This is a genomic window from Flavobacterium rarum (SeqCode) (genome assembly GCF_965234445.1).
Lineage (GTDB): Bacteria > Bacteroidota > Bacteroidia > Flavobacteriales > Flavobacteriaceae > Flavobacterium > Flavobacterium rarum.
Genome location: NZ_OZ248487.1, coordinates 1 through 15,884 on the forward strand (window position 1 = coordinate 1; position 15,884 = coordinate 15,884).

At 32.6% G+C, this 15,884-nt stretch carries 17 protein-coding genes; 2 read left to right on the forward strand and 15 right to left on the reverse strand.

The features are described 5' to 3' along the window. A partial coding sequence (locus AC8GF4_RS07400) for an ISL3 family transposase (protein WP_506593611.1) occupies window positions 1–846 on the reverse strand: 846 nt, incomplete at its 3' end. 250 nt (window positions 847–1,096) lie between these two features. Here AC8GF4_RS07400 and AC8GF4_RS07405 point away from each other — a divergent pair. Further along, window positions 1,097–1,921 (forward strand): mechanosensitive ion channel family protein, encoded by an 825-nt coding sequence (locus AC8GF4_RS07405; RefSeq protein ID WP_506593658.1) that lies wholly within the window; start codon window positions 1,097–1,099, stop codon window positions 1,919–1,921. A 15-nt stretch (window positions 1,922–1,936) separates the two neighbouring features. Here the strand turns inward: AC8GF4_RS07405 and tsaB are convergent, their stop codons facing one another. The 7 genes from tsaB to AC8GF4_RS07440 all read right to left on the reverse strand — a co-directional run bounded on the left by tsaB (window position 1,937) and on the right by AC8GF4_RS07440 (window position 9,955). Continuing rightward, entirely contained in the window at window positions 1,937–2,611 is a 675-nt protein-coding gene (gene tsaB / locus AC8GF4_RS07410; protein ID WP_506593612.1) for a tRNA (adenosine(37)-N6)-threonylcarbamoyltransferase complex dimerization subunit type 1 TsaB, read from the reverse strand. A 201-nt stretch (window positions 2,612–2,812) separates the two neighbouring features. Beyond that, window positions 2,813–4,108: an efflux RND transporter periplasmic adaptor subunit gene (locus AC8GF4_RS07415; protein ID WP_506593613.1), complete on the reverse strand. Its 1,296-nt coding sequence runs from the start codon at window positions 4,106–4,108 to the stop codon at window positions 2,813–2,815. A 6-nt stretch (window positions 4,109–4,114) separates the two neighbouring features. Further along, window positions 4,115–5,485 carry a TolC family protein gene (locus tag AC8GF4_RS07420; RefSeq protein ID WP_506593614.1) on the reverse strand — a complete coding sequence of 457 codons (1,371 nt, stop codon included), beginning with the start codon at window positions 5,483–5,485 and terminating at the stop codon, window positions 4,115–4,117. Between the two features lie 77 nt (window positions 5,486–5,562). Then, the gene (locus tag AC8GF4_RS07425) at window positions 5,563–6,681 is read right to left on the reverse strand and encodes an efflux RND transporter periplasmic adaptor subunit (protein WP_506593615.1); all 1,119 of its coding nucleotides are present in this window, start codon (window positions 6,679–6,681) and stop codon (window positions 5,563–5,565) included. A gap of 67 nt (window positions 6,682–6,748) precedes the next feature. Continuing rightward, window positions 6,749–8,014, reverse strand: coding sequence for an ABC transporter permease (locus AC8GF4_RS07430; protein ID WP_506593616.1), 1,266 nt, complete (start codon window positions 8,012–8,014; stop codon window positions 6,749–6,751). A gap of 2 nt (window positions 8,015–8,016) precedes the next feature. After that, window positions 8,017–9,261: an ABC transporter permease gene (locus AC8GF4_RS07435; RefSeq protein ID WP_506593617.1), complete on the reverse strand. Its 1,245-nt coding sequence runs from the start codon at window positions 9,259–9,261 to the stop codon at window positions 8,017–8,019. Beyond that, window positions 9,254–9,955, reverse strand: coding sequence for an ABC transporter ATP-binding protein (locus AC8GF4_RS07440; RefSeq protein ID WP_281238003.1), 702 nt, complete (start codon window positions 9,953–9,955; stop codon window positions 9,254–9,256). The genes AC8GF4_RS07435 and AC8GF4_RS07440 overlap by 8 nt, the downstream gene beginning before the upstream one ends. Before the next feature lie 174 nt (window positions 9,956–10,129). Between AC8GF4_RS07440 and AC8GF4_RS07445 the strand changes: the two genes are divergently transcribed. Then, on the forward strand, window positions 10,130–11,548 hold the full coding sequence (locus AC8GF4_RS07445; RefSeq protein WP_506593618.1) for a DUF4403 family protein: 1,419 nt from the start codon (window positions 10,130–10,132) through the stop codon (window positions 11,546–11,548). Between the two features lie 97 nt (window positions 11,549–11,645). On the opposite strand, the gene AC8GF4_RS07450 is transcribed toward AC8GF4_RS07445, so the two are convergent. The 7 genes from AC8GF4_RS07450 to AC8GF4_RS07480 form a co-directional block, all read right to left on the reverse strand. Then, window positions 11,646–11,909, reverse strand: a complete 264-nt coding sequence (locus tag AC8GF4_RS07450) for a CAMCR motif-containing small membrane protein (protein ID WP_506593619.1) — start codon at window positions 11,907–11,909, stop codon at window positions 11,646–11,648. Further along, entirely contained in the window at window positions 11,899–12,441 is a 543-nt protein-coding gene (locus AC8GF4_RS07455; RefSeq protein ID WP_506593620.1) for a DUF420 domain-containing protein, read from the reverse strand. The genes AC8GF4_RS07450 and AC8GF4_RS07455 overlap by 11 nt, the downstream gene beginning before the upstream one ends. A 63-nt stretch (window positions 12,442–12,504) precedes the next feature. Beyond that, entirely contained in the window at window positions 12,505–13,191 is a 687-nt protein-coding gene (locus AC8GF4_RS07460) for an SCO family protein (protein WP_506593621.1), read from the reverse strand. A 3-nt stretch (window positions 13,192–13,194) separates the two neighbouring features. Then, window positions 13,195–13,836, reverse strand: coding sequence for a hypothetical protein (locus AC8GF4_RS07465; RefSeq protein WP_506593622.1), 642 nt, complete (start codon window positions 13,834–13,836; stop codon window positions 13,195–13,197). A 76-nt stretch (window positions 13,837–13,912) separates the two neighbouring features. Next, entirely contained in the window at window positions 13,913–14,263 is a 351-nt protein-coding gene (locus AC8GF4_RS07470) for a cytochrome C oxidase subunit IV family protein (RefSeq protein WP_506593623.1), read from the reverse strand. 16 nt (window positions 14,264–14,279) lie between these two features. Further along, a complete protein-coding gene (locus AC8GF4_RS07475; protein WP_506593624.1) occupies window positions 14,280–15,254 on the reverse strand; it encodes a cytochrome c oxidase subunit 3 in 975 nt (324 codons plus the stop codon). Window positions 15,255–15,296: 42 nt separating this feature from the next. Beyond that, the gene (locus AC8GF4_RS07480; RefSeq protein ID WP_506593625.1) at window positions 15,297–15,884 is read right to left on the reverse strand and encodes a cytochrome c oxidase subunit 3; all 588 of its coding nucleotides are present in this window, start codon (window positions 15,882–15,884) and stop codon (window positions 15,297–15,299) included.

Genomic DNA, 15,884 nt, shown 5'->3' on the forward strand with positions numbered 1-15,884 from the left:
ATTTTCAGTTAGATTTTTTTCGTTCTTCAAAAATATGTATTTGGTCTTTTTAAGGGATTCAACAGTTTTCACTTCCTCATTCCTAACCGAATTCACGGCTTTATTAAGGCATTTTTTAATATGAAATCTATCAAATACAACTTCCGTACCAGCGAAATACTCTCGTTGTCCTGCTTGATAGGATACCGACATATCCATACTGAAAAGTTCTATATTACTTGGAAAACCTCCATTGTCCCAGAGCCATCCGTAGAACTCAGAGAAGACTTCTTTTTTTCTTCCTTCCGTTACATACAGCACGTTCCCAGTATCTAAGTCGGTAAAAACAGAAACATAATTATGCCCTCTTTTTATTGCTGTCTCATCAACAGCAACACGCCTAACATCTGCGAAGTTAAATTTAGTAATCACTTTGTTTTTTACAAAATAATGGAAAACTCTCCATAGATTCTTGTCTGGTTCGCCCAATTCTCTCCCTACGGATGAGATAGACATTTCTTTACTCAGTCGAATTACAAACGACTCAAATTTAAAGCTGTAATGCGTACCGTTTCTACTCCAGGGATTACCTTGAATAACTTTCACGCCATCTTTTGGACAATCTATACGAGGAATGCGAACATTTAAATAACAACGGTATTCAAATATATCCAAATGACGAATTCGCTTAAAACTACTATCATAAACGGAACGCTCTTGCCCACAACAAGGACAAGGAAATTTCGTGCCACGTTCAAAATCTATATAAACATCAATAACTAGATTTGCTTTTTGAACTTTTGCATCAACTAACAACCAAGGTGCTTTTATTCCTAACAAGGGGCCTAAGCCTGATAAATCTTCCATGCCGAAAATTAGTGAATATTTTGTATACCCACTAATTTAGGCGAAGAGCCAAAAAAATAATCGTAGTCTTTTTCTAAAATAATTTTAATAATTACATGAATTTTAGGTGTTTATATTTTTATATTTACTACTAAAATATTAGAAACTTAGAATCTTAGAAACTACTGAATAGACACAATAAATTAAATTCGTATTTTTGCAATTCAAAACACAACCTTCTCCATCGAGAAGGTTTTTTATGAATTCAAATATGACTTTAGACCCCAACTACATTGCTGGTTATGCCGATACCTTTATTACGGCACTTGTCGATTATTCTCCAAAAGTAATTTCCGCTTTTCTAATTCTTTTTATTGGACTATACGCTATTCGAATTATAAATAGAATTATTCGAAAAATAATGGTCAAAAGAGAATTAGATCCAACATTAACCAAGTTTCTAGCAGATATACTTTTATGGGCATTAAGAGTATTGCTTTTTGTGACCTTTATTTCAAAACTTGGAATTGAGACCTCTTCTTTTGTTGCAATTTTGGGAGCTATGGGACTTGCAGTTGGTTTGTCTTTGCAAGGTTCCTTATCTAACTTTGCAGGAGGAATGCTTATCATCCTTTTCAAACCATTTAAAGTTGGAGATACTATTGAAGCCCAAGGCGTTTTGGCAACTGTACAAGAAATTCAAATTTTTGTAACCAAATTAATAACAGCGAACAACCAAACTGTTTTTGTACCCAATGGATCATTATCAAACGGAACGATAACAAACTATTCTATGCAAGGAACTAGAAGAGCCGATTTGACTATTGCTATATCTTATGACACTGATATTAAAAAGGTAAAAGATCTTATAACCACTGTGCTTAATAACAACCCAAAAGTATTAGTATCACCAGCAGCAGAAGTAGCAGTTAAAAACTTAACCGATAATTCTATTCAAATTTCGGTAAGACCTTGGGCAAAAAACGAAGATTTGGGAATTGTTATCTCAGAAACTTTAGAAAACTGTAAATTGGCTTTTGATACAGCTGGAATTACTTTCCAACCCTTTGTAACAGAGTTTTCGAAAAACAATTAACTAAAATATAAATACTTATTGCTGTTTTTTGGAAGTAGTAATTAAAAAATCTTTTAAATAATAAGGCTCAAAATAAGCGACATCAACAAAGTCGCTTTTTTTGTATTTATCAAAACTCAAAGAACTCATTTCATTGGCCGAAGGAAATTTAATGGCATCGAGAAACACAAAATTATTCTTTGTCAATACTGTTTTACATTTTTCGTTACAATCACCTACAAAATAAACGGTTTCTTCAATATCTATAAATGAATCTTCCGTGATAATTTCGGCCAATACCTTTCTGTTTTTTTCTAAAGAGGCAGAAAAAACAGCACTATACACTTCCATTCTACGAGCATCAATCATTGGCACAATCAAACCATCTGTTACGTTTACCTGAGATGCTAAAACCTTTAAAGTATCAACAGCAATAAGCGGAATACTCATTGCATAACACAACCCTTTTGCTGCCGAAATGCCTATTCGCAATCCCGTATAAGACCCCGGCCCTTGACTTACTGCAACAGCAGAGAGATCACCAAATCTTATTCCCGTTTCATCGAGTATTTCTTCTATAAAAACATGTAAACGCTCTGCATGTGAATAGCCTTCTTCGGCAATTTCTTTGCATAGTATCGTTTTTCCTTCTTTTGCCAAAGCAACAGAACATTTTTTGGTAGCGGTTTCAATGTTGAGAATGTAAGACACTTTAATTTTAGATTTTAGATTTTAGACTTTAGACTGTTTATAACAAACCTAAAACCTTCAAATAATGGATACGATTGCAAATTTACATCGAATTTTGAAAATTTCTTATAAAAAAAAAGAAACACGCCTAAAAAATTTTAGACGTGTTTCAAATTAACTGTATTTAAAAAGATTTATTGTAAAGACTAAAAAAGGCAATAACTATTTCTTTTTAACTTCTTCTTTCTGAATAAAAACCTTATCTCCAGAATTCAAATCCTTAGAAACCGTTGTATAAGGGCCTGTAATTACAACATCACCTTTCTTAAGACCGGAAACTACCTCAATATTAGCATCGTCTTGAATACCTGTTTTTATAATTCGAATTTTGGCTTTATCTCCCACTTTTACAAAAACACACTCTAATTTTTTATCACTTTTCGGAGCTGGTTTTTTATTTTCAGATTCCGGTCCGTCCATTTTAATTTCTTTTACAGCTGTTGTGTCGGATTTTACAACTACAGCACTTATTGGCACATGAACTACATTGGTTTTGGTAGTAGTTATAATATCAACTGTAGCCGTCATTCCAGGTCGAAATGGCGAATAAGAAAGTGGTTTACCTACCACTAAATCTTGATAGGATTCTTTTAAGATTCTAACTTTCACTTTAAAATTGGTTACTTGATCTGCTGTTAAAGCTGTACTAGCAGAATTAGAGATGCTAGTTACAACCCCTTTGAATTGTTTTTTCAAATAGGCATCAACCTCTACATTAGCCAAGTCCCCAACTTTTATTTTTACGATATCATTTTCATTCACATCTACTTCCACTTCCATATTATTCAAGTTGGCTACTCTTAAAATCTCTGTTCCCGCCATTTGTTGCGTCCCCAATACTCTTTCGCCAAGTTCTACATTCAGCATAGAAATAGTTCCATCTGCTGGAGCATAAATAGTCGTTCTACCCAAGTTGTCTTTGGCTTCATTAACAGTTGCAGAAGCACTTTGCACATTGTAATAAGCCGATTGTTTGTTGGCTTTTGCTACTTCAAAAGAAGCTACTGATTTGTCCCAATCTGACTTGGAGATAATCCCTTTTTCAAACAAGGATTTGTTTCTATCATAGTTGGCTTTTGCTTCATTAAAAGAAGCATCGGACTGACTCAAACCCGCTTTGGTTCCTGACAAATTGGAAACTGAACGGTTGTACCCTGAAGTATATAAATCAGGATTTATTTTTACCAATAAGTCACCTTTTTTTACTACTTGACCTTCTTTTACATTAAGTGAAATAATTTCTCCAGAAACTTCAGAGGATATTTTGACCTCAATTTCGGGTTGAATTTTTCCTGTTGCCGATACTGTTTCTACGATAGTCCCTGTTTCAACATTGGCAATTTCAATCTCTTTTCCTTTATCTTTATTCCCTATGACTCCCGATTTTGAAAGCCCAATTAATACAGCAATAATTGCTACTGAAGATCCTAATAAGATGTAAATTGTTTTTTTTGACATAATAAATTATTTTTTGATAATTGGAATTCCGAAATAAAATTCTAATATTTTGATTTTAAAGATATAATCGTATTTGGTTCTAATAACTTCTGATTGTGCATTGGTAAGTAACGTTTGTGCTTGATTAAAATCAAAAGAATTCATTAATCCTACCGCATATCGTTCTTTTGCATAATTGTATGCTTCTTGTCTAGATTCTAATGCTACAAGAGATGATTCGTGAGCATTCATAGCCCCTTTGGCATCTGTAAAAGCAGTATATACATTTCTTTGCAAATCTAAATCTTCTTTTTCCAATGCAATTTTGGATTTTTCCAAAGCTACTTTAGAACGATCCACGTTGTTTCTAACAGAAAACCCATTAAACACAGGAATATTCAACTGCATTCCAAAATTTTGACCTTTATTATCATTCAATTGCGTTCCAAAAGAATCTGCTGGTTTTGTCCCTACAGGTTTTCCTGTGCTATCAAAAGCAATAACATCAGCATAAGAAACTCTCGAATTAAAACCATAAAAAGCTGTTAAAGTAGGCTGAAAAGCACCTTTTGAAATTGCTACATCTTTCTGAGCAATCTCTAAATTGGTTTGTGCTATTTTTAACTCTGTTCTGCTTTCTTTTGCCTTTGTATAAATATCCATCGGTTTTATCGACATTATATTATTTTCATCTTTGGCATTAGTATCATCAATTACATCAAAATCCCAAAATTCCTTCAATTGCAGTAATTGTGCCAAACTCAATTTAGAAATCAACAAAGAGTTTTCGGCTGTAATAACATTTTGTTTGTTTGAAGCCACAGTTGCGTTGATATCTAGTAAATCTCCACGTGGTATAGAACCCGCTTTTACAAGTTCCTCAGAACGTTTGTATTGTTTTTCATTTATGGACAACTGTTCTTGTTGTACTTTTAGATTTTCTTTATTAAAAAGTACCTGCAAAAAAGCATTGGCAACATTCAAAGCAATGTCTTCCTGCATTTTTACCAATTTGTATTTAGCAGATACAATAGAAAGATTCGCTCTACGCATTGTATTTTGATTCTGCATTCCTTTGTAGATATCTACTCCAATATTGGCTCCAAGGCTTGTAAATTGTGTCGTTTGATTTCTCAAAAGTCCTGTTGTTATATCTTGATTTAGACCAATATTCCATGAATGATTGGCATTCAAGTTGGCATTTGGCAAAAAATTTCCGAAAGCACCTCTTTTGTCTATACTCGCAGACAGCGTATCCAATTCGGTGTTTTTTATCGAAATATTGTTTTTTATAGCATACTTTACACACTCTTCTAAAGTCCATACTTTGGTCTGTGCTTGAGCCGACAATCCCATCAGAAAGACTAAAGCGATACTAATATAATTTATTTTTTTCATTTTTATTGGAATAAAAGCGTAACAAATATACTACGCATATTTAACTTAATTTCTATGTAAAAATCCTTTTTCAATGTTTAATTAGGCTTTGCTTCTTCTGTAATTAACCCTTGATTCCAGACTTTTATTTTATCTGTAGCTTTGATGCCACTTTTAACTTGAACATAAATTCCATCACTCACTCCTAAGGTAACATCTTTTCTTTGAAACTTTTGTTTTCCTGTTTCAACCTCAACGTAAGGTTTTTGTGTTTTTTTATCAAATTGAATTAAAGACTCCTTCAACGCTTGAACTTTATCAGCTTTTTCTAATATGATAGAGGCATTTGCACTCAAACCAGCTCTAATAAAAGTATTGTCTCTGTTGGTAAGCGTTGCCTTAATTTCGAATTGTATAGCACCGTTTTCTGTTTTCCCTTTCGGAGCTATATAAGTTAATACAGCTTCGAATTTCTTGTTTTCAATAGCTCCAACAGTAATTTCGATTGGCATATTTAATTTGATCTTTCCCACTTCAGATTCATCTACTTTACCAACAAATATCATTCTTCCAATATCGGCAACACTTGCAATAGTAGTACCCTCATTAAAATTATTACTTTCAATTACTTGATTACCTACCTTCACAGGAACATCAAGTACCATTCCGTTTACAGTTGAACGAATCAAAGTATTCGCATAACTGCCCAACCCAGAAGTAGTTCCTGTTTTAACGATGTCAAATCCTTGAATCGACGCACTATAATTTTGTTTGGCTTGGCTATAAGCCAATTGAGCCGCATCAAAATCATTGGCAGAAATAACCCCTTTATCAAACAATGTTTTTTGTCTTTGAAATAATTTTTCTTGGTTATCCAAATCTATTTTAGCCGTTTTGACTTGATTTTGCGAATTGCTTAAATTGGAAACATTGGCAACTACTTTGATTTTGGCAATCATGTCACCTGCTTTTACTGATTCGCCAGCTTTGATATATACTGCTTCAATAATTCCCGAAATATTGGGTTTAATTAATACTTCTTCGTCTGGCACAATATTCCCCGTTGCAAGAGTACTTTTTAGAATAGTTTTGACTTCAACTTTATCCGTTTCAAAAACAACAGGTGATTCTTGATTTTTGGCGTACAAATAATATAAAGCCCCGAAAAAAACTATAGCTATAAGAATCAATACGGTTATGGTTACTCCTTTTTTCATTTTTTAAATTTTATTCGATTATTAATATTTTTATTTACCTCTTAATCCCCATTTGGGGTAAGGGGTGTTATTCTGTTCGTAATGCATCTACTGGTTTTATATTGATAGCAGTTTGCGCAGGAATAAAACCCGCCAGCAAACCAGATCCTACCAATATAAGCAAGGCTATAAAAACAACTACTAAGTCCACACTTGGATTTATAAACATCATTCCTTCTGTAGGCATTGTTGCTAATATCATATTCAGTATGGCAAGTAAACCTGTAGCAACAGCAATTCCAAACATTCCTGCTATTATTGTTAAAAATATAGCTTCCATTAATATTTGAGATCGAATAGCGCCAGGGCTTGCACCCAATGCTCTTCGGATTCCTATTTCTTTGGTACGCTCTTTTACTACGATCAACATAATATTTGAAATACCAATAATCCCAGATAACAATACTAATGTTCCAACAAAATAAGCAATGAATTTAAGTACCATAAACAAATCTTGTACTTTTTGAAATTCTTCAAACAAGTCAAAATTACCAACCGCTCTTTCATCATCGGGATGAATAGTATGTCTTTCCTTCATAAAGGCTAAAATACCAGGTTTTAATGCGGTAATAGAAGCATCGTCTTTTGCAGTAAGTGCCATCCAACCAACAGTATCTCCAAAATTAAAAGCTTGTTGAAAAGTAGTAAAGGGAATGAAAATATTTTTTTGAGCAGATTCGGCATTTCCATTATTTTGACCTTTGGATTTGTATACTCCAACCACCATAAAATTTACACCATTAATTTTAATATAAGTTCCTATAACCTCTTCAGCATTCATATACAATTCTGCAATAACACCTCTACCTATAATTGCCACTTTGCGTCTTGAAAGAATATCCTGTTGATTCACAAAACGACCTTTAATAATTTCCATCTGCTCTTGCTTGATTAGCTCAGGATAATCACCATAAATGGTATATGCACCAGTTTTTGTTCCTCTTATAACATTACTGACTCCATTAAAATCACCAAGTTGATTGCGTGGTGAAACATACAAAAGATCTGGGAATTTTTGTTTTAAAGCATCGACATCATTGTTCTTAAAATTAAATTGTCTTGTTTTAGGCAAACCTTTATAGGCTTTTGAAGTACCTTGTGTCCACATAAACATAGTGTTTGTCGCAATTCCATCAAATCCTTTTTTGACACCATTTTCCAGACCATTTGAGGCAGCTAACAAAATAACCAAAATAAATATACCCCAAAACACTCCAAAAGCTGTCAAAAGCGTTCGGAAAGTATTAGCTGTTAAAGCCTCTAAAATTTCGTTCCATTTTTCTCTATCAAACATAATTATTCATCTCTAAGTGCTACAATAGGTCTAATTTTTGCAGCTCTATATGCCGGAATAAATCCTGCCAAAGCCCCTGCAATTACTAAAACAATTAAGGTTGATATTGCCACAGTAAAATCTACTTGCGGATTTCTAAAATATTCACTTTCTGCATGCGGACCAACCAATTCTAAAAGTGCTAATCCGGTTAACAATCCAATAAAACCAGAAATAGTGGTTATAAATATCGATTCATGCAAAATCATTATAACTATTGACAATGGTGAAGCACCAAGAGCTTTTCTAATTCCAATTTCTTTAGTTCTTTCTTTTACAATAATCATCATAATATTACTTACCCCAACGACTCCAGCAATTATAGTACAAATTCCTACCCACCAAAAAAACAATCGAATATAAAGATTCAGGTCATAAAATTTTTTTGCTTCTACAATTGAATTGTTTATACCAATTGCACTTTCATCATCGGGAGCAATCATGTTTTTACTTTTCAATAATGTCCCTAAATCATTGGTGAATTTTTTTGCCTGAGCTACAGCTTCATCATAAGTATCTTTCTTTTTTAGGGTATAAAACATATTACTGATGTTTTCACCAGCACCATAAACCTGTTGCGAAGTTGATAATGGTATAAAAACTCTTCCTTCTTCTCTTTCGCCTCCTGGATCAGTAAATACTCCAACAACTTTAAAATTGATATTATTTACCGAAATTTTTTCCCCTATTGGATTTTTTCCTTTAAATAGATCCAAGTTTATTTTTTGTCCAATTATGGCTACTTTTTCATTATATATCAAATCGTTTGCATTAATAAAACGCCCCTTAACAACAGTAGCATTTTCTATCGCTAAATAATCTGGATTTACCCCTCGGTATTGATAATTTCCTGACTCCTTTCCATATACAATACTTGCACCCCAAGCATTTAAAGTTGATCCATTCTTTTCAAACTGATCACCATATTTTTGAACAGAAATATCATAATCACTATTTCTAAACTGTATTTGTCTTCCAGGATTTAAACCTTTATATGCTTTGGTAGTTGCTCCAGACCACACCTCGATTATACCAGCTGCATCCCGTTCAAATTGTTTTTCAATACCATTCTGCAAACCTTTACCAACTCCAAGTAGTATGACTAAAATAAAAATACCCGAAGCCACAGAAAGCCCAGTAAGAAAAGTTCTCAATTTGTTTTTGGCAATTGCCTCAAATATTTCCTGCCAACGTTCTATATTAAACATAAGAAGATGCTCTTACTTGTTCTACCATTTTATCATCAATGATGATTCCGTCTTTCAAAACCACATTTCGTTTGCACATAGCAGCAATATCAGGTTCGTGAGTTACAATCAAAATCGTTTTGCCTTCATCGTTAATCCCTTGTATCAATTCCATTACTTCATACGAAGTCAAAGTATCCAAAGCTCCCGTTGGTTCATCGGCCAATAATACTTTTGGGTTCGAAGCCAAAGCTCTTGCAATAGCTACACGCTGTTTTTGTCCTCCAGAAAGTTCATTTGGTAAATGATGAGAATGGGAGGCCAGACCTACTTTCTCTAAATATCGCATCGCAATCTCATTTCTTTCTTTTCTCTTCACCCCTTGATAATACAAAGGCAAAGCCACATTATCCAAGGCACTTTTGTAATTTATTAAGTTAAAAGATTGAAAAACAAAACCAAGAAATTGGTTTCGGTATTTGGAAGCTATTGTTTCATTCAATTTTTTGATTGGAACATTATCCAATGTATAAAGACCGGAATCAGCTTCATCAAGAATTCCTAATATATTAAGCAAAGTAGATTTCCCAGAACCCGAAGATCCCATAATGGCAACCAATTCCCCTTCTTTTATATTGAAATTAATTCCTTTTAGCACATGCAATTCGGAATGTCCCATTTTGTATGATTTATGTAAGTCTTTAATTTCAATCATGATTTCGTCTGTTTTTAAAAAAAGGTATTTATTTTATAAAATAAAGCAGTATTCATAAATCTAAGCATCCTTAGAACTAATTTAATTCATAAGACTTAATTTCATTAAAATTGTTACAACTGTATCAAAAAATATATTTGTTTTGTTAAATTTGTAGCCAAAAACACAAAACAAATGCTAAAGTCATTTTCATTTCTAATTATTTTCATTTCTACTTTACTTCTTTTAACTTCAAGTTGTTCTTCGACTTTTCAAAAAATAGAAGCTTTAAAACCCGAACCAGATGATGCCGTTCCTCTGACTTACACTAGCATTCCATCCTTTATCAATTTGCCAGTTAGTATCAAATTAAAAGACATTGAAAACCAAACCAACACACTGTTAAATGGTTTAATCTACGAAGACACTAAAATCGAAGATGACAATATCGAAATCAAAGTTTGGAAACAAGCACCGATTACCATCACAAATGACCATGGAAAAGAGACTGAAAAAATAAAAACGGTTTTACCTTTAAAAATTTGGGTAAAATACAGAATTGGAACCAAAACATTGGGTGTTGACTTATACAAAACTCAAGAATTCAATCTTAATGGAGCCATCACTTTATTAAGCAGTGTAAGTTTGAGTAATTGGAGACTAAGCTCCAAAACAACATTACAATCACTGGATTGGGTTGAGAGCCCAACAATGACTGTATTTGGCAAAAACATGCCTGTAACCTATCTCATCAATCCAGCAGTAAGCCTTTTTAAATCGAAAATCGAAAAAAGCATTGATACTGCAATCGAAAATTCTATGGATTTCAAACCCAACGTAATGGATGCGATATCCAAAATATGCACTCCGATGGAATTGAGTGAAGTGTATAAAACTTGGCTCAGAATAGTCCCAATCGAAGTATATTCTACCAATGCCAAACTTAAAAACGATTCGTTTTTATTGAATATGGGTATGAAATGCAATATGGAAACCCTTATTGGTAAAAAGCCAGAAACAAAATTTGAATCCAGCAAGATTGTATTGAAAGCCGTTGACAAAATCCCAGAACAAATTACGGCCAACATAGCAGCAGTTTCAACTTATCAAGAAGCTTCTCGATTGATGACAACAAATTTTGTAGGGCAAGAATTTGGGTCTGGAAACAAAAAAGTAAAAGTACAAAACGTAGCTATTTGGCACAAAGATGGTAAAATGGTAATTGCTCTAGACCTTCTAGGTTCGGTAAACGGAACCATTTATTTAAACGGAATCCCACAATATAATGACTCCACCAAAGAAATCTATTTTGACAAATTGGATTATGTATTAGATACCAAAAGCAGATTAATGCGAACAGCCAATTGGTTGGCTCAAGGTATTATTTTAAAGAAAATGCAAGAAAGCTGTCGGTATTCAATTAAAACAAATATGGACGAAGCCAAACAAAATATGCTGGTTTATCTAAAAAACTACACTCCTATGCCAGGTGTTTTCGTCAATGGAAAGATGGAAGACATTCAGTTTCAAAAAATAGAATTAACCAATCAAGCGATTATTGCTTTTATAAAGGTAAATGGAACGGTAAACGTTTCTATTGATGGGTTGAAATAGAGTCAACAGTTTGAAGTTAAAAAAAAATCAGTTCTGAAAAATAATTTTTTTTCAAAACTGATTTTTTTTTAACAATTGAAACCGCGATTGAATTTTCTTAAGACTTCTTCTTTTTCATACGATAAATATAATATCCTAGAGCTCCTACCAAAACATAAGGAATCACCATTAAATAAACAATTCCATCATTGATTGCAGCCGCTTTTTCTTTATTATCTTCACCATTTAAGGCTGCTCTACACATAGCACATTGTGCACTTGAAGACAGAGAAATGAACATAAAACATAAAACATAGAAATATGTTCTCAACCCAATTCTTCTTTTTTCTATTCTCTCTTTTCTATTTTCTTTAATAAACATAATATGGAGCTATCATTAAATATACAATTACTCCTGTTACAGCAACATAAAGCCAAATTGGAAAAGTAATTTTGGCGATTTTTTTATGTTTGTCAAATTTGTTGGACAAAGCTCTAACATAAGTTATCAAGACAAGAGGAATTACTGCTATTGATAAAACTATGTGAGTTATAAGTATAAAGAAATACACATATTTTAAAATTCCTTCTCCACCAAATTTAGTAGAATCTGCAGTCATGTGATACGCTACATACATAACAAGAAAAGCAACAGAACAACCAATTGCCAATTTCATCAACAATTCATGACGCTTTTTATTCCCCTTTTTTATAGACATTACTGCTGCAATTAAAAGTAAAGCCGTAATTCCATTTACAGTAGCGTAAATTGGCGGTAAAAAGGAAAGCGGTGTTACATCAAATCCAAAATCTTTTAACTTCACTTTAAAGAGAACCGCAACCGCAACAGGGATTACAATTGACAACAACACAATCCACTTATTATATTTTTGTTCTAAGGCATTATTTTCCATTCTATCTTTTTAATCTAATTTTACATTCTACTTGTATTATCTTTTTTCTTTGTTCTTTGTTCTTTATTCTTTTAACAAAGTTTGAATATCTTGTTGGATATCTCTGATCCCTTTTTTCTCAAGCCCATCATAATATAAAATTGGATTTCCAAAATCATCTTTTCTGCATCTGATATATCCGTTTTTATCAATCAAAGCAAAAAGACCAGAATGTTCAAAACCGCCTTGCACTTTACTGTTCTCTCCTACATAAATATTAAATCCTTTATTGGACAAATTGTAAATATACTCTTTGTCACCAGTTAAGAAATTCCAATTTGAAGATTTTACTCCCAATACATTAGCATGTTCTTTTAAAACTTTAGGAGTGTCGTGTAAAGGATCAATTGTTATTGAGACAATACCGAAATTTGGATTTCCAAAAAAAGTGTTTTGAAGTATCAGCATATTAGCATTCATTTTAGGACATATAGAAGGGCAAGTAGCAAAGAAAAACTCCAAAACATAAACTTTTCCTTTGTAAATTTCATTTGTTATTATTTGATTGTCTTGGTTGGTCAATTCAAATTTTGGAACAGCTCCTAATTTAACTAATTTACCGTCCTTTTTAGTTGAACCACTAACTTTATCCAATCGATCTCCTTGAACAACACTGTTATTATTAAATCTTTCTACAATTTTGGGAATTGCATAAATTCCAAAAACGAGAATTACAAAAGAAATCCCGATATACGATTTATTTTTAAACATAATTTATAATTGTTTAGTAGCGTTATGATTCTTTTTTAAAGCGGCACGATATTCATAAAGAATTACTTTAAAATCATCTAGCATTTCATTACTCAATTCAGCTGGATGAAAAGTACTGTATCCTTCTTTATAGTCTTTCTTCTCTTTTCTTCCTCTCAAATTTCTTTGCTTATCAACGATATAAACATCAGCAGTACCAAAATCAGGATTCAAAGACCCTTTTAATTTTAATTGATTAAAATAAATTTTTATTTCTTCAGGAGTTGTAAAAACAAAATGCCACTGCGTTACATCTGTAAAAGCACCTAAAGCATCAATTACAGCTTTAACATCTTTTTCGGTACCCAAAGGAGCAACAACAACAAACTGTAAATCTTTGAAGTTATGATATCTTTGGTAAATCTTCTCATTTAGATTAAAATAATTACCTCTGTTTTTAAGAATCTCTGTACCCGAAAAACCAAGAATAGTTATCTTATTATTCAAACTCACTTTTTCACCATTTAAAGATTTCCATTTTCCAAAATCGGAAACTTTCGGAGTTAAAATTGGTAATTTAGTAAAACTGTTAACGCCTGAAGCAAAAAAAAGATAGGCAACAATTGGTAAAATAAAAAGGACAAAAAGAACAATATTTTTTTTCATTAGGATATGAATAAATTAAAGTACAAAAATAAAAAAAGGTACGCAATGCGTACCTCTTTTTTGAATTAATATGATGTTAAAAATTCCATTTTATTGTAGAATTTTTAAAAACCTCAAAAACATAGTCTCCTTCTGTTAAGAGAATAAAAAGCAAATAACAAACTAAAAATATTAAAGGATAAACAACGGCATTTCGCAATGTACTTTTTTCTCCTTCCATGTGCATAAATGCCCATACAATATAATATGCTTTTACAAGTGTTAATATAATAAACAACCAGTTTAATAAACTCACTCCAACAAAAGTATGAAGAAACAAAGCATCTGGTCTTACGATACCAAAACCAACTTCGACTGTTGTAATTAAAGACAACAGACCAAAAACAGTCCAAATTCTTTTTGTATTAGAAACGTGTGCGTGTGACATAATGATAAATCTAAAATTAAACTAAATAGAAGAATGTAAAAACAAATACCCAAACTAAATCAACAAAGTGCCAATAAAGACCCACTTTTTCGACCATTTCATAACTTCTTCTTTTTTCATAAGTACCCAACAAAACATTAAAGAATATAATGATGTTGATAATAATACCCGACACAACGTGGAATCCATGAAAACCAGTAATGAAGAAAAAGAAATCAGCAAAAAGCTTACTTCCGTATTCATTATGAGTTAAGTTTGCTCCTTCAATTACCAAACTAGCTTGATTTAATCTCACTAGAGATTCTTCTCTTGAAAGTACAATTTTTTCTTTCTTTTTATTTAAAGATTCAATTCGTATCAAAACATCAGGATGACTCTTGAATCCCGCTTGTACTTCTGCAACTGTATAAGTTGGAATAGCAGGTTCACTCATGAACCATTTAGCTTTGTCTCTTGTTAAATGCTCTCTTTCTACAGGTAATTCTGCAGCAAAATCAGCCAAAGCAACACGATGCCCTTCTTTGTCGACAAACTGTAGCAAGCTACCTCCTGTAGTTTCAACAGCACCATATTCTCCTTTAATAAAATTTTTCCACTCCCAAGCTTGAGAGCCAACAAAAATAATACCTCCAATGATTGTTAAAAACATATAAAGGGCTACTTTATCCTTTTTCATTTGATGTCCTGCGTCAACGGCTAACACCATCGTAACAGACGAGAAAATTAAAATAAAAGTCATTAATGCCACATAATACATCGGAGCAGAAACACCGTGTAAAAATGGAAAGTGTGTAAACACTTCATCGGCCAAAGGCCACGTTTCAATAAATTTAAATCTTGAAAAACCGTAAGCTGCTAAAAATCCAGAGAACGTTAAGGCATCTGATACGATAAAAAACCACATCATTAATTTACCATAACTTGCTCCCATTGGCTCATTGCCGCCTCCCCAAGTTTTTTCACTATTTGCAGTAGTAACTGTCGCTTCCATAAAAGTTATTCGTTAAAAAGTTCCCAAATTTACGTTTTTTTCTTATTTAAAGAAATATAAAAATAAAAATAAATAAACCCACAAGAAATCGAGAAAGTGCCAATACATTGCACCTAGTTCTATTCCAAGAGTTTGTGTTGAATTATATTTTTGTTTAAAATGATTATAAATAATAATAATCAGTGAAATCATACCACCCGCAAGGTGAATAAGGTGCACTAGTACTACTATATATAGAAATGTTGTAGTAATCGAACTAGCGCTCCCGGTGAAATAATACCCGTTTGCTACTATTTGTCCAAAACCTACAAATTGAAACACCACAAAGGAAATTCCAAGTGCTAATGTAGCCAAAAGAAATGAAGTAGTTCTACTTTGATTTCCTTTTTGAATTGCTTTTTTCGCTAAATGAAATGTAACACTACATCCCAAAATAGCTATTGTACTAAAATAAAAAGCAGATGGCAGTTCAAAATCTTTCAACCAATCTGCTCTTGATTGACTCACTACATAGGCACTAGTAAGCCCTCCAAACATCATGGTCATACTTACCATAGCAAACAACAAAATCAATTTATATGATCTTGCAGTTCTTGATTTATACTCTTCTGTTGTCATTGTTATTTCCAT